Annotated in this window: 11 protein-coding genes; 3 read left to right on the top strand and 8 right to left on the bottom strand. The window is 69.1% G+C overall.

Features of this window, described 5'->3' with window-relative positions; all coding sequences use genetic code 11:
• Positions 1-117: 117 nt before the first annotated feature.
• Positions 118-1,239, top strand: a complete 1,122-nt coding sequence (locus PQ455_RS09570; protein WP_273685849.1) for an acyltransferase family protein — start codon at positions 118-120, stop codon at positions 1,237-1,239.
• A gap of 107 nt (positions 1,240-1,346) precedes the next feature.
• On the opposite strand, the gene PQ455_RS09565 is transcribed toward PQ455_RS09570, so the two are convergent.
• The 3 genes from PQ455_RS09565 to PQ455_RS09555 all read right to left on the bottom strand — a co-directional run bounded on the left by PQ455_RS09565 (position 1,347) and on the right by PQ455_RS09555 (position 4,984).
• A complete protein-coding gene (locus PQ455_RS09565) occupies positions 1,347-2,759 on the bottom strand; it encodes an O-antigen ligase family protein (protein ID WP_273685848.1) in 1,413 nt (470 codons plus the stop codon).
• Positions 2,756-3,379, bottom strand: coding sequence for a polysaccharide biosynthesis/export family protein (locus PQ455_RS09560; protein ID WP_273685847.1), 624 nt, complete (start codon positions 3,377-3,379; stop codon positions 2,756-2,758). Before PQ455_RS09560 ends, PQ455_RS09565 begins: the two co-directional genes overlap by 4 nt.
• Before the next feature lie 90 nt (positions 3,380-3,469).
• Entirely contained in the window at positions 3,470-4,984 is a 1,515-nt protein-coding gene (locus PQ455_RS09555) for an exopolysaccharide biosynthesis polyprenyl glycosylphosphotransferase (protein ID WP_273685846.1), read from the bottom strand.
• Positions 4,985-5,271: 287 nt separating this feature from the next.
• Between PQ455_RS09555 and PQ455_RS09550 the strand changes: the two genes are divergently transcribed.
• A complete protein-coding gene (locus PQ455_RS09550) occupies positions 5,272-6,153 on the top strand; it encodes a glycoside hydrolase family 16 protein (RefSeq protein ID WP_273685845.1) in 882 nt (293 codons plus the stop codon).
• Here PQ455_RS09550 and PQ455_RS09545 read toward each other — a convergent pair.
• Both PQ455_RS09545 and PQ455_RS09540 read right to left on the bottom strand, forming a co-directional pair.
• A complete protein-coding gene (locus PQ455_RS09545) occupies positions 6,134-8,434 on the bottom strand; it encodes a glycosyltransferase (RefSeq protein ID WP_273685844.1) in 2,301 nt (766 codons plus the stop codon). The genes PQ455_RS09550 and PQ455_RS09545 overlap by 20 nt on opposite strands.
• Position 8,435: 1 nt before the next feature.
• Positions 8,436-9,554, bottom strand: a complete 1,119-nt coding sequence (locus tag PQ455_RS09540; protein WP_273685843.1) for an NAD(P)/FAD-dependent oxidoreductase — start codon at positions 9,552-9,554, stop codon at positions 8,436-8,438.
• 125 nt (positions 9,555-9,679) lie between these two features.
• Here PQ455_RS09540 and PQ455_RS09535 point away from each other — a divergent pair, with 125 nt between their 5' ends.
• Entirely contained in the window at positions 9,680-10,657 is a 978-nt protein-coding gene (locus PQ455_RS09535) for a glycosyltransferase family 2 protein (protein ID WP_273685842.1), read from the top strand.
• Between the two features lie 10 nt (positions 10,658-10,667).
• Here the strand turns inward: PQ455_RS09535 and rfbC are convergent, their stop codons facing one another.
• The 3 genes from rfbC to rfbF are packed head-to-tail and all read right to left on the bottom strand — an operon-like array spanning position 10,668 to position 13,326.
• Positions 10,668-11,216: a dTDP-4-dehydrorhamnose 3,5-epimerase gene (gene rfbC / locus PQ455_RS09530; RefSeq protein WP_273685841.1), complete on the bottom strand. Its 549-nt coding sequence runs from the start codon at positions 11,214-11,216 to the stop codon at positions 10,668-10,670.
• On the bottom strand, positions 11,216-12,553 hold the full coding sequence (locus PQ455_RS09525; protein WP_273685840.1) for an NAD(P)H-dependent oxidoreductase: 1,338 nt from the start codon (positions 12,551-12,553) through the stop codon (positions 11,216-11,218). The genes rfbC and PQ455_RS09525 overlap by 1 nt, the downstream gene beginning before the upstream one ends.
• Positions 12,550-13,326, bottom strand: coding sequence for a glucose-1-phosphate cytidylyltransferase (gene rfbF / locus PQ455_RS09520; protein WP_273685839.1), 777 nt, complete (start codon positions 13,324-13,326; stop codon positions 12,550-12,552). The genes PQ455_RS09525 and rfbF overlap by 4 nt, the downstream gene beginning before the upstream one ends.
• Positions 13,327-13,329: the final 3 nt, after the last annotated feature.

Here is a 13,329-nt window from a genome sequence, read left to right as displayed (position 1 = left end):
AGGATACGGTTTTCGGCGGAAAAGCGGGCCTGCGGATCGCGCGGGGCCGTCCCGATGGGAGCGGATGCCACTCGATCGCCCCCGGCGTCACCGCGCCGGGCCACCGGGGACGCGCGCATGACGCCACCTGCCATCGACCGCGCTCTGTCCGATCGGATCAAGATCGCCCGCGTGCTGTGCATCGCCGCGCTGATCTTCGTCCACCTGCCCCCCTATGGCGCATTCACGCCGGAGGGGGTGACGCCGCGATCCTTGGCATGGTTCGTCGCGATCCTGCTCGGCACGTCGAGCGTGCCGTTGCTCAGCATCTTCTCGGGATACCTCTCTGTCTCGACCGGATCGGGCAAGGGCTGGGGGCGGAACATCGCCCGCAAGGCGACGACCCTGCTCGTGCCGCTGCTGCTGTGGAACCTGATCGACATCGCCAAGTCGGTCGCGCTCGACGGCACGGGCGCGCTGCCGGCCTTGCAGGATTGGCCGACCGCCCTGCTGGCGCTGGCGGGCAAGCCGGCGGTGACCCCGCTCTACTTCCTGCGCGACGTGTTCGTCTGCGCGGCGATCGGCCCGCTGGTGGTGTGGGCAATCGGGCGCGCGCCGCTGGTGGCGCTCGCCGCGCTGGCGCTGAATGCGGTGTTCGATTGGGATGGGCTGCTGATCCTCAACAGCGCCATCCTCCTGTTCTTCGCGATCGGCTGCGCGCTGGCGCTGGGGCGGTTGCCGATCCCCGATCCGGCCGGGGCCGCGTGGTGGGCGACGATCGCGGGGGCGCTGGCGGTGCTGGTGGTCACGACCTTCACGCGGGCCGTGCTGCCGGGCGGCGGCGATGAGGAAAGCGCCCTCTTCTCCGCCATATCGCTGGTGTCGCGCGTGGCCGGCGCAACGCTCTACTGGCTGCTGTCCGGGCTGGTGCTGCGTGGTGGCGGCGCGGCGCGGATCATGCGGATCGAGCCGGCGATCTTCTTCGTCTTCTGCGCGCATCCGCTGGTGATCGGCGCGCTGTGGCTGGTGGCGCAGCGGCTGGGGCTGGATGCGGAGAGCTGGGCCTATCTGGCGGTGTTCCTGATCGCGCCGCTGGTGGTGATGGCGGTGTGCCTCGGCGCGCTGGCGGTATTGGTGGCGATCGCGCCGGCTGTGGCGCGCTGGCTGATGGGCGGGCGGGCGACCTTCGCGCAGATGCGGGCGATGCTGGGTTTCGGCCGACCTGATCCATCGCCCAGGCTCGCGACAGACGAAAGCTGACACCCCGTTCGCCCTGAGCATGGTCGAAGGGCGTGCCCCACGCGCTGCGCCCAGCCTCTTGTGCTTCGACTTCGCCCGGCACGAACGGATTGGATGCGTGGCGGGGCCTAGCTCGGGTACTGCACCACCGACCGCCCATAATAGCGCCGCCGCCAACTCGGCACCACGGAAGCGCGCCGCACCGCCATCCGCTCGCGAAAGCCCGACATGCCCGCCGCGCCCAGCGTGAAGCAGGCCGCGATCAGCGCGGTCGTGTAATGGAAGGGGCCGGAGCCGAGCGATTCGAACGGCATGCGGCCGACCTCATAGACCAGCAGCGCGCACCAGCAGACGCGCGGCAGATCGGGCCGCAGCATCGTCCGCACCAGCAGCGAAAGCCCGTACACGGCCAGCGTGATCGCTGCCAGCGTCAGCCCGACATAGCCCAGATGGACGAGCAGTTCGGTCGGCGTGTTGTGGAAGTTGAAGCCTGCACGGGACTGGATCGCGGCCTTGCGCCACAGCCCCTCCGCATCGAGATTGCCGTGCCGCCAGAAGGCCGCGAAGCCGCGCCCCAGCAACGGCCGGTCGTCGATCAGCTTGGTCGCGCGATCCCACAGATAGGTGCGGCCGGTGAGCGTCGAATCCTTGCCCAGCCCCTTCATCACCGCATCCAGCAGCGGCCGCAGCCACAGACCGCTGGTCGCCACCGCGCTCGCCGCCGCCAGCAGCGACAGCACCGCGACCGATACGCGCGCGGCGGCCGGCAGCAGCATCGATCCCGCCCACACCACGAACAGCGGCAGCGCGATCGCCGCGCCCAGCAACGCCCCGCCCGATCGCGCGACGACCAGGGTGAAGAGTTGCAGCGGCAGCACGAAGAAGGCGAGCAGGCCGTAGGGCAGGTTGCGATTGCGCCACGCCAGCACGATCATCGCCACCGAAAAAAGCGCGCCCACCGCCGCCGTGTCGCCGGCGGTATTCTTGGCCTGCGCCAGCCCGGCGAAGGCGCTGCTGCCCGCCGCACCCCCGCCCCAGCGCACGAAGCGGCCGAACACCAGCCCGGCGCCGGCGAAGGCGGCGAAGGCGAGGAACACGCCGCGCAAGGCCCGCTCGCGATCGAGCCCCGCGCCGATCGCGCAGCCGGCCATCACCGTGATGAGAAACTGGATGCCATAATAGGTCGTCGCCCCCGGATCGATCGACCAGAAGCGCGACATCACCGCGAACAGCGCCAGCGCCAGCATCAGCGAGGAGGCCGCCAGCATCGCCGGCACGCGATCGCGCCGCCACAGGAAATAGAGGACGAGCAGCCCGGTGACGATCACCGGCACCAGCGCGGTCAGCTGGGTGACGAACAGCAGCGAGCCGATCGTGCCGAATGCCCAGAAGGTGTCGAACCACAGATCGTCGCGCCGGCCCTCGCCGCGCCGGCCGGGGGCCAGGCCCCGCGCCACATCGCGCGGGGCCGCGCCGCGCGGGGCGGGGGCAGGGCGGGGGGCGGCGCCCGGCGGGCGGCGGCGGAGGCCGCCTGCGATCAAAAGAAGCGCTCGCCGATGCGGATCGTGTCGCCGGGGTTCACGCCGACGGGATCGGTCTTCTTGATGCGCACGGGCTTCTCGATCGTCTCCATCGCCTGCTTGATGAAGACCCGTTCGGTGTTGGCGCGATAGCTGAAGCCGCCCGCCATCGCGACCGCCTGCTGCACCGTCAGCCCGATCGTATAGGGATATTCGCCGGGCTTGGTGATCTCGCCGAAGATGTAGAAGGGGCGATAGTTGAGCACTTCGGCGCTCACCTTGGGATCGCGCACATAGCCCGCCGCCAGCCGCGACTGGATCGTGTCCTGCAATGTCTCGAGCGAGATGCCCTTGGCGGGCACGTTGCCGATCAACGGGAAGCTGATGTTGCCGCCGCCCGTCACGACATATTCGCCGGTCAGCCGGTCCTCGCCGAAGACGGAGATGCGGACCTTGTCGCCGGTGCCCAGCATGTAATCGGGCGCGGTCGCGGCATCCACGGTGGGCTTGGCCGTGGGCGGCGGCACATCGGCCGCGCCCGCGCTGCCGACCATGCCGAGCCCGGCGAGGCCGATCGCGAGGCCGGCGATCAGGCGCCGGGCGCGGGGTGCCCTGGGCTCGGTCCGCGGCTTTATCGTCATTCAGTGGCTCCTCTCGCGGCCGGGCGGTTCGGCGCCCGGCGGATTGTGCCCACCCCGTTCATTCCGCCCGATCCCCCCGGATCGGACGCCTCAATAGGCCTGCTTCTGGAAGAAGAGCGTGATCGCCGTCCGCACGAGGATTACGATATCCAGCGAGAGCGACCAGCGTTCGATATATTCCAGATCGCTGTCGATGCGGTTGGTAATGTCCGATTCGTGCAGCGTGTTGCCCCGGAAACCGCGCACCTGCGCCAGCCCGGTGAGCCCCGGCAGCACGCGATGGCGCGCCGGATAGCGGCCGACGACCTCTTCGTAGAGGCGATCGGCGGCCTTGGCGCCGTAGGCATGCGGGCGCGGGCCGACGAGCGACATCTCGCCCTTCAGGATGTTGATGAGCTGGGGCAGTTCGTCGAGGCTGGAGGCGCGCAGGAAGGCGCCAAGCCGCGTGACCCGCGCATCGCCGCGCACCACCAATTTGTCGGCATTCTGGTCGGCCGCCGCATGGTGCATGCTGCGGAATTTATACACGTCGAACGGCACGTTGTTCATGCCGCGCCGGCGCTGCTTGAAGAACACCGGGCCGGGCGAGTCGAACTTGATCGCGGCGGCGACGAGGAACATCAGCGGCGCGAAGAAGATCAGCGCGCACAGCGCCGCCGCCCGGTCCATCACGATCTTCAGCACCGCGCCGATGCCCTGCATCGGCCGCTGGTAGAGCGCGATCGTCGAGAGCGGGCCGCAGCGCGCGATCTGGAGCCCGCGTCCGGCGAATTGCAATTCGGAGGGCGTGAGCAGAACGTCGACGTTCACCTCCTCCAGCCGTGCCACGACATCCTGGATGCGGCCCTGTTCGGACCAGGGGATGTTGAGCAGGATCGCGTCGACATGGCCGGCCTTGGCGCGGGCGATCAGCCGGTCGAGCCCGCGCGAAATCTCGAAGCCGCCGACATGGCCCGAACATTCCTCGCGCTCCTCGTCGAACACGCTGTCGATCTGATAGCTCTTGGCCTTCTCGCGCAGGATGTGGATCAGATGCTCGATCCGCCCGTCGGTGCCGTAGATGGCGAGCCGGTCGCCGAGCGATCCGTTGCGGTGCAGCGAAGTCGACAAGCGATTGGAAAGCAGCGTCAAAACCGCGATCGTGACCCCGCCGGTGACGATCGACGCGAGGATCCACGCGCGGGCCAGATCGACGCTGTCCTTGGCGAGGAAGGCCAGCATGACCAGCACGACCGAGGCTTGCAGCCAATAGCCGACCCGCTGGGCGATGCGGCTCGATTCGCGATCGAGAATCTCGCCCCGGCCGACCACGGAGAGCGCCGCGTAGATGACGAGCCACAGCACCGTCGCCCACAGGAAACTCTCGGGTCGCGCCTGCAACCACGAGGGGAAAAGCCACCCGCCGAGCATCAGCACGGCGGTGAGCGTCGCCAGCTCGGTGGTGATCCGGGCATGGCGCGCGAGATGGGGGGTGAGACCGGCCAGCCGTCGCGGCAGACGCCCGACGTCGAGGTCGCGAGCGCGCAGCCCGGCCGGCAGGGAACCCGCCGAGGCGAGTTCGAGGTCGTTACTGGGCTTCAAAGCCAGATGCACCGCTGGGCGCATATGCCGTTCTCCTTCGACCCCTGGAAAGGCGGGGCCCGCAAGTCGTCTAAGCATCTCTCAAGGCAAGGCTGATATTGCAGTGCGGAATATTTCCCGTCAATGAACAAACGCCGGTTAACCGCCATTCTTTATCGGCCCGTCGTACGTACGGCACGTTTCACGTGCGAATCGATTGCAAATTGCTTTTCGGTTGCGGGCGGCGGAACCGCCTGCCCGTCCAAGCGCTCTGCACCGCGACCCGTCGTTCACGGCTCTCTCGAGGCGAGGAGCGGAAGACGGAGACCAACATGCGATTCGCGACCCCCGCCGGCCTTTGCGCCACGGCGCTGCTCGCCTGCGCGATGCCGCTGCGGGCCGATCCGCCGGCCGGGCTGGCGCTGGAGCCCAGCTTCACCGAGAATTTCGACAGCCCCCGGCTCGATCCGGCGCGCTGGACGACCAATTTCGGCGGCACCGGCCAGCGCAGCGAGAATGTCGCCAAGCGGAGCCTCTACGGCAATCGCGAGAGGCAGCTCTATTTCGACAAGGCGTTTCTGGGCGCGGGCATCGATCCCTTCACGATCCGGCGCGGCATCCTGACGATCACCGCCAGGCCGCTGCCGGCGCCGGTGCAGGCCCGGGTGCAGGCCGCGCTCGCCAAGCAGCCGGCCAAGATCCAGCAAAGCGCGCTGAAGGACGTGCGCTACTCATCCGGCCTCATCACCACCGCCGGCAGCTTCTCGCAGGCCTATGGCTATTTCGAGATGCGCGCGCGCTGGACGATGGGGAAGGGGGTGTGGCCCGCCTTCTGGCTGCTCCCCGCCGGCGGCGGCTGGCCGCCCGAGATCGACGTGATCGAGGCGCATGGCGACAAGCCGACCACCGCCTTCCAGAGCCTCCATTCCAGGCTGCAAAAGGCGATCACCCGCAAGGTCGCGATGGACGGCTCCGCGGCGCAATTCCACGATTATGGCGTGCTGTGGACGCCCGAGACCCTCGATTATTATATCGACGGCCGGAAGACCGCCTCGATCCCGACGAGCAAGGATGCGGCGAAACCCATGTACCTGCTCGCCAACCTTGCGATCGGTGGCCATTGGCCGGGCGACCCGGACGCGACGACGGTGATGCCCGCCCGGATGGAGATCGATCACATCCGCGCGTGGCGCTTCAGGACGCCGCCGGGCTAACCGCCTTCAGCCAGTCCCGCCACGCCCGATGCGCGGTCTCCGCGCTGAAATGGGCGCGGGCCGCATCCCATCCCCGTGCGGCGAGGGTCGTGCGGGCGGCGTCGTCGGTGGCGAGGGCGGTGATCGCGGCGGCGAAGGTGTCGGGCGCGTCGGCGTGGGCGACGGAGCCGGCCAGCACATCCTCCACGCCTTGCAGGGTGACGCTGGTGGCGACCACCGCCTTGCCGTGGGCCAGCGCCTCGATCAGCTTGATCTTGAGGCCCGATCCCTGCCGCAGCGGCGAGACCACCACGCCGGCCCCGGCATAAGCGGCGGCGAGATCGTCGACGAGGCCGAGGAACCGCGTGCCGGCGGGGCCGCCTTCGGGGAAGGCCCAGGCGACGGTGCCGCAGATGTCGAGCGTGGCATCGGGCACGGCGGCGCGGACGGCGGGCCAAACCTCGTCGAACAGCCAGCGCAGGCCGTGGATGTTCGGGGCGGTGTTGCTGCCGACGAACAGGAGTTTGCGCGCGGCGCCGGGCTGCGGGGCGACGACCGGTTCGGCCGCCATCGGCACCAGCAATGCGGCGCCGTCGCGCACGTCGCGATCGACGAAGCGGGCTTCCTCGGCCTGGATGGCGATCACCGCGTCCGCCCTGGCCAGCAGGGCGATCTCCTCCTCCTTCGAGACCAGCGCCACGCTGTCGGCGGTGCCGGTGGCGGCGAAGCCGGCGCTGCGGGCGTGGAACAGGTCGTGCATCACGATCGCCGTCGGCGTGCCGGGGCGCAGCAGATAGGGGAAGGCGGAGGACTGGAAGGCGTAATCGGCGATGGCGACGGCGGCGCGGGGGCGGGCCTGTTCGGCGACGAACAGCCGGTCGGCGGGCAGCCACGGCGTCGTCACCGCATAAGGCGCCTTGCGATCCTCGGTCCAGCCGCCCTTGAGGCCGAAGCGGCGGGCGAAGCGGGCGACGATGCCACGCGCGGCCGCCAGCCATATCGCCGGATCGCGCGCAACCCACCGGTCGCCGATGCGGATCGCGCCCCTTATGCTGTGCGAGGCGAACACCGCCATCTCGGGCTGCATCCGCATCACCGGCATCCGCCCGAACAGGGTGGGGGAGGGCTGGACGAGATGCGGCACCAGCCCCGCCGCGCGGACGCTTCTGGCCAGATCGAGCAGATAGGCCGAACTGCCGTTGGTGGCGCCGGTCAGCCGCTGGCGGCTGATGAAGCAGACGCCTTTCGGATCGGGCGGGATCAAGCGGGCCTGCCGGCGGGGCAGCAGCCGTTTCAGTTTCGCCCCGATCGGCATGCGGAACAGGGGCAAAAGGCCGGGCCGCGACAGGCAGTGCGACATGGCGGCGAGCGGGCGGCGCTCCTTCAGCAGATCGATCGCGCGGGTGAAGTCGCGCGTGGCGCGCAAGGCGCGGTTGCGCGCGGCGAGGGCGTGGCGCGCATCGGGCGAGGCGCCGGCCAGCAGCCGGTCCAGCCCTTCGCCCGCCGCCACCATTGCCTCGGCGTTGCGCAGCGAAAGGCGGTGCGAGATCGACGTGCCGTGCTTGCGGTAGAAATAGCCGAGGCGCGGCAACAGGCGATAGCGCGCCCCCGCCGCCAGCAGCCGCACGATCAGATCGTCATCCTCGGCGATGCGCAGGCTCTCGTCATAGCGAAGGCCATGCTGGCGCAGGCGATCCATGCGGATGACGGGTTTGAGGAACCCGAGATTGGGCCGCCGCCCGTACATCACCGTCTCGCGCAGATAGGCGGGCAGGTCGATCCAGCCGGGGGCGGTGGCGCGCGCCGCGTCGAGGAAGCGGGTGGGCGGCGCGACCCCGGCCTCGTCGAACAGCATCAGATCGTCGGCGATCAGGTCGGCGCCGCTCGTCTCGCCCTCGGTCAGCAGGTCGTAGAGCCGGTCGGGATGCATCAGATCGTCGCTGTCGAGGATCGCCAGCCAGCGGCCCCGCGCCAGCTCGATCGCCCGGTTGCGCGCGCCGGCCGGCCCGCCATTGGCCGCCATCCGCTCGACCCGGACGCGCGGGTCTTCGGCCGCCAGCCGCGCGGCGATGGCGGGCGTGTCGTCGCTCGACACGTCGTCGACGATCACCACCTCGACATGCACGCCGCGCTGATCGAGCGCCGATCGCACGGCCGCCTCCAGAAACGCGGCGGCATTGTAGGCGGCGACGGCGACGGTGACGCAGGGCAGGCGGCGGGTGAGATCGTCCGCCCGGTGGCCGGCGAGGACCGGGCCGGGGATCAGGGGCGGGTCGCGGCGCGGGTCCGTCACGATGTCCATGTCAGGCCATCTCCGGCGGAAAGCCGAGCTTTTCCGCGACCAGATCGGCAATCGCAAGTGACGAAGTAAGTCCGGGCGATTCGATGCCGAAGAGATTGACGAGGCCGGGCAGGCCGTGCGCCTCCGGCCCGTCGACGCGGAAATCGGCCGCCGGGCTGCCCGGCCCGCCGATCTTGGGGCGGATGCCGGCATAGCCGGGGGTCAGGCGATCGGGATCGATCTCGGGCCAGATCAGCCGGGCGGCGGCGAGGAAGCCCGCCTTGCGGCCGGGATCGACGGTATAATCGATCCCGTCGATCCACTCCACGTCCGGCCCGAAGCGCGCCATGCCGCCCATGTCGAGCGTCAGGTGCGTGCCGAGCCCGCCCGGCACCGGCACGGGATAGATCAGCCGGGTGAAGGGCGCCCGGCCGGCATAAGTGAAATAGACGCCGCGCGCGTAGCGGATGTCCGGGATGTCCCCGGCCTCCAGCCCCTCGGTCTGGTGTGCCAGCAGGTGCGCGGTGAGGCCGGCGGCGTTGACCACCTGCCGGGCGACCAGCGTGGGCGCCGCCTCGTCGTCGATATGCACCCCCCAGCCGCCGGGCTGGCGCGTCAGGCGGGTGACGCGGGCGTGGGTGGCGAGCGTCGCGCCGCGATCCTCGGCCTCGCCCAGCAGGCTGGTCATCAGCGCATGGCTGTCGACGATGCCGGTCGAGGGTGAGAGCAAAGCCTCGTGGCAGGCAAGCGCGGGTTCGAGGCGTCGGGCCTCGGCGGCGTCGAGGCGGTGGAGATCATCGACCCCGGCGGCGTGCGCGGCATCGAGGATCGCATCGAGCGCCGCGATCTGGAGCGCATCGGCGGCGAAGATCAGCTTGCCGAGCCGGCGGTGCGGCACGCCGTGCGCGGCGCAATAGGCATAGAGCATCGCCCGCCCCCGCGTGCACAGCGCCGCCTTCAGCGAGCCGCGCGGATAATAGATGCCGGCATGGATCACCTCGCTGTTGCGCGCGCTGGTCCCGGTGCCGAACGCGGCCTCGGCATCGCACAGGATTGTTTCCTGCCCGTGACGCGCAAGTGTTCGCGCCACGGCGAGGCCAACAACGCCCGCCCCGATCACGACTGTATCGAGTGTGTTCATGCCAAAAAGGAACCGCTCGTCGCCAAGTTCGTCATTCAGTAGCCATAACAGACCTTCTTTACATTCGTACATGTTATGATATGTTTCAGAAACATTTGATGATCCGACTGAGATTCGGGGGAATCATGCCAAACATCTGCGCCGTCGTGCTGACCTTCAACCGGAAGGATCTTCTGGAGGAGTGTCTCGCCGCGATTCTGGCGCAGACGCGGGCCTGTACGCGCGTGCTGGTGGTCGACAATGCCAGCACCGACGGCACGTTCGAGATGCTGGAGGATCGCTGGGCCGGCCGGGTCGAGGTGCATCGCCTGCCCGTCAACATCGGCGCGGCGGGCGGCTTCAACCGCGGGATGCGGCTGGGGCATCTGAGCGGCGCTGATTTCCTGTGGGTGATGGACGACGACGTCATCCCCGAGCCCGACGCGCTGGAGAAACTGGTCGAGGCGCGGGCGTCGCTGGCCGAGCGGGCGATCGATCCGCCCTTCCTGCTCTCGGTCGCGCGCTCGCCCAAGGGGATCGTGACCAACACGCCGGATATCGATCGCGCGCGCAACGCTCTGTCCTATGCCGATTGGCCGGCGTTGCTGGGCGAGGGGCTGGTCGCGGTGCAGCGGGCGACCTTCGTGTCGATCCTGTTGCCGCGCGCCACGCTCGATCGCTTCGGCCTGCCGATCGCCGACATGTTCATCTGGGGCGAGGATACCGAATTCACCGTGCGGGTGACCCGCCAGCAGCCCGGCTATATCGTCGGCCGCAGCGCCGTCACCCATGTCCGCCAACTCGATGGGCGGCTGGATATCCGTACCGAGACCAATCCGGCGCGGATCGGCTATCATCACCATTATATCCGCAACCAGATCTACACCTTCCGCACCTATTATTCGCGCCGGTCGACGATGCGGCTGGTGTGGGAAAAGGTGCGGACGGCGCTGGGGCTGGCGCGCAGGGGCGAGTTCCGCAAGGCCGGCATCGTCGCCCGCGCGACCCTCGCGGGGTTGAGCTTCGAGCCGGCGGTGGAGCAGGCGGGCGCGTCGTTCGATCGAACGGGCATGCGCATCCTGTCCGTCGAGGAAGGACAGGCTTTCGCGCAGAACGCGGCGTGAGGCGCGCGCGTCAGAAATAGGGCGCCGCCTCGGGGTCGATCAGCGGCCAGTTGGCGTCCTTGTCGGATATGGTCGAGACCGGCAGCGGCCATCGGATCGCCAGCAGGGGATCGCTGTAGCGCACCCCGCCCTCGGCATCGGGCGTATAGGGGGCGGAGACGAGGTAGCTGACCTCGATATCGTCCACCAACGTCTGGAAACTGTGGCCGAAGCCCGGCGGCACATAGAGCTGGCGGCGGTTCTCGGCCGACAGCTCGAACCCCTCATGCTTCAGATAGGTCGGCGAATTGCCGCGCAGATCGACGATCACGTCGAGGATCGCGCCGCGCACGCAGCGCACCAGCTTCGCCTCGGTAAAGGGCGCGCGCTGGAAGTGCATGCCCCGGATCGTGCCCGCCTCGGCCGAGACCGACATATTCTGCTGGACGTAGCGGGTGGCGAGGCCGTGGGCGGCGAATTCGGTCTCGCAGAAGGTGCGGCCGAACATGCCGCGCGCGTCGCCGCGCGCCTCCACGTCGATCAGCCAGGCATCCTTCAACGTCGTCTGGTGGAAGATCATCAGGCGGCCTTCAGGCTGCGGGCGAACAAGGCATCCTGCTCGGCATAAAGCCGGTCGATGGTGCGCCCGGAGGGGATGGAGACGTCGGCGAAGGTGAGCGCGCTGTCTTTCGCGACCGGCCGGACGAGCGTGCAGCCGAGCGCGAGGCCGAGCGGGAGGAGGCCCGAGGCGGCGATGATCTCGCTCTGCTCGGCGACGCCATAGGCTTCGTAGCCGCCGAACTCGCTGATGATGTCGCCGGGCACGAGATCCTTCTTGGCGAGCGCGATCACGCCCACCTTCGGCGCGCCGAGCGGCGCCAGCACCGCGTCGCCGAACAAGGCCGCCCGCGCGATCGAGGTCGGCACCTCGAAATGGCAGAGGTGATAGGGCGTCGAGAAGCAATAATAAGGCCCGGTGCCGAGCTTGTAGAGATTGAGGAAATGCTGCTGGCGAGGGTCGTCGTGCGTGCCCAGCACGAACACGCCGGGGCCGGGCCGCGCGCCGACGACGTAATCCACCAGCCCCGGCCCGCCGCCGCCGAGATGGCGATCGAGCGCCTCGCGGAAGGCGGGGACGGTATCTTCGAGGGGCACCAAGGGCGCGGTCGGGTCGCCGCCCGAGAAATCCGGCCCCAGCATGCCCCGCCGCGCGACGGTGAAGCCGGTGCCGTTGGCGACGATCGCCTGTTCGTAGCTGATCTTGGTGCCGTCCGCGAAGGAGGCGACCATCGCCGGCTTCTGCCCCCATTTCTCGGCGAAGGCGCGCTGGGTGGTCGGGTCGCGATAGGGATCGTGCAGCCCCTTGATGTTGCCGCACAGCACTGGCGTCACGCCCAGCCCGCGCACGAAGCGCACGAGGTTCATCTGCACGCCCGGCTGGTCGCCGTCCGAAAAGCTGTAGATCACGCCGGCGGCATCGGCGCGCGCCTTCAGGATCGGGCCGATCGTGCCGTCCAGCTCGGCGTTCATCTGCACCACATGCTTGCCGGCATCGATCGCGGCGAGGACGATGTTGGCGCCATATTCGACCGATCCGGTCACCTCGACCAGCACGTCGATGCCGTCCGCCAGCGCCACGCCCAAGGCGTCTTCGGTCGCGACCGGCTGGCCGGCGGCGATGGCGCGCTCGATCGCGTGATGGCCCTCGGTCACCAGCGGATCGATGCCGATGTCGGTATAGGCGGCGCGGGCGGGGGCGAGGTTGCGGTTGGCGACGGCCACGACCGTCATGCCCGGTGTCGCGGTCATGATCTGGCGGACGATCGCGGCGCCCTGAAAGCCGGCGCCCACGACCGCCACCCGGATCGGCCGACCCTCACTCTGGCGGCGGGCGAGGGCGGTATCGACGAGGATCATGCCCACACCTTCCAGGGCGCGCCCTTGATCCATTGTTCCTCGAGCAGATGCTTGTCGCGCAGGGAATCCATGCTCTGCCAGTAACCGTCGTGGTGATAGCTCGCGAGCTTGCCGCGCGCGATCAGCCGGTCCATCGGCTCGGCCTCCAAGGTGGTCTGGTCGTCGTCGATCAGGTCGAGCATCTCGGGCTCGCAGACGAAGAAGCCGCCGTTGATGAGGCCGCCGTCCGCCGCACCCTTCTCGCGAAAGCCCAGCACCTGACGCCGGTCGTCGCTCAGCCGCAGCGCGCCGTAGCGGCCGGGCTGGGTGACGGCGGTGAGGGTGCACCAGGCGTCGGCCGTTTCGTGCGTCGCGATCAGCGCGGGGATATCGACGTTCGAGACGCCGTCGCCATAGGTGAGGCCGAACCGCCCGCCCTCCAGATGGTGCCGTGCGCGCCGGAGCCGGCCGCCGGTCATCGAATCATAGCCGGTGTCGACGACGGTGACCTTCCAGTCCTCGGCGGCGGCCTCCAGCCATTCGGTGTCGCCCGATTTCAGGTCGATCGTGAAGTCGCACCCGCGCGAGCGGTAGGACAGGAAATAATCGCGGATGAAATCCACCTTGTAGCCGCCCAGCACCACGAACTCGCGCACGCCATAATGGGCGTACATCTTCATGATGTGCCACATGATCGGCCGCCCGCCGATCTCGACCATGGGCTTGGGCCGCACCGTCGTTTCCTCGCTCAGCCGGGTGCCGAAGCCGCCCGCCAGCAATGCCACCTTGCGCATCGG

Origin of the sequence: Sphingomonas naphthae, from assembly GCF_028607085.1 — a bacterium.
Taxonomy (GTDB): Bacteria; Pseudomonadota; Alphaproteobacteria; order Sphingomonadales; family Sphingomonadaceae; genus Sphingomonas_Q; species Sphingomonas_Q naphthae.
This window is presented reverse-complemented; position numbering and strand designations above follow the sequence as displayed.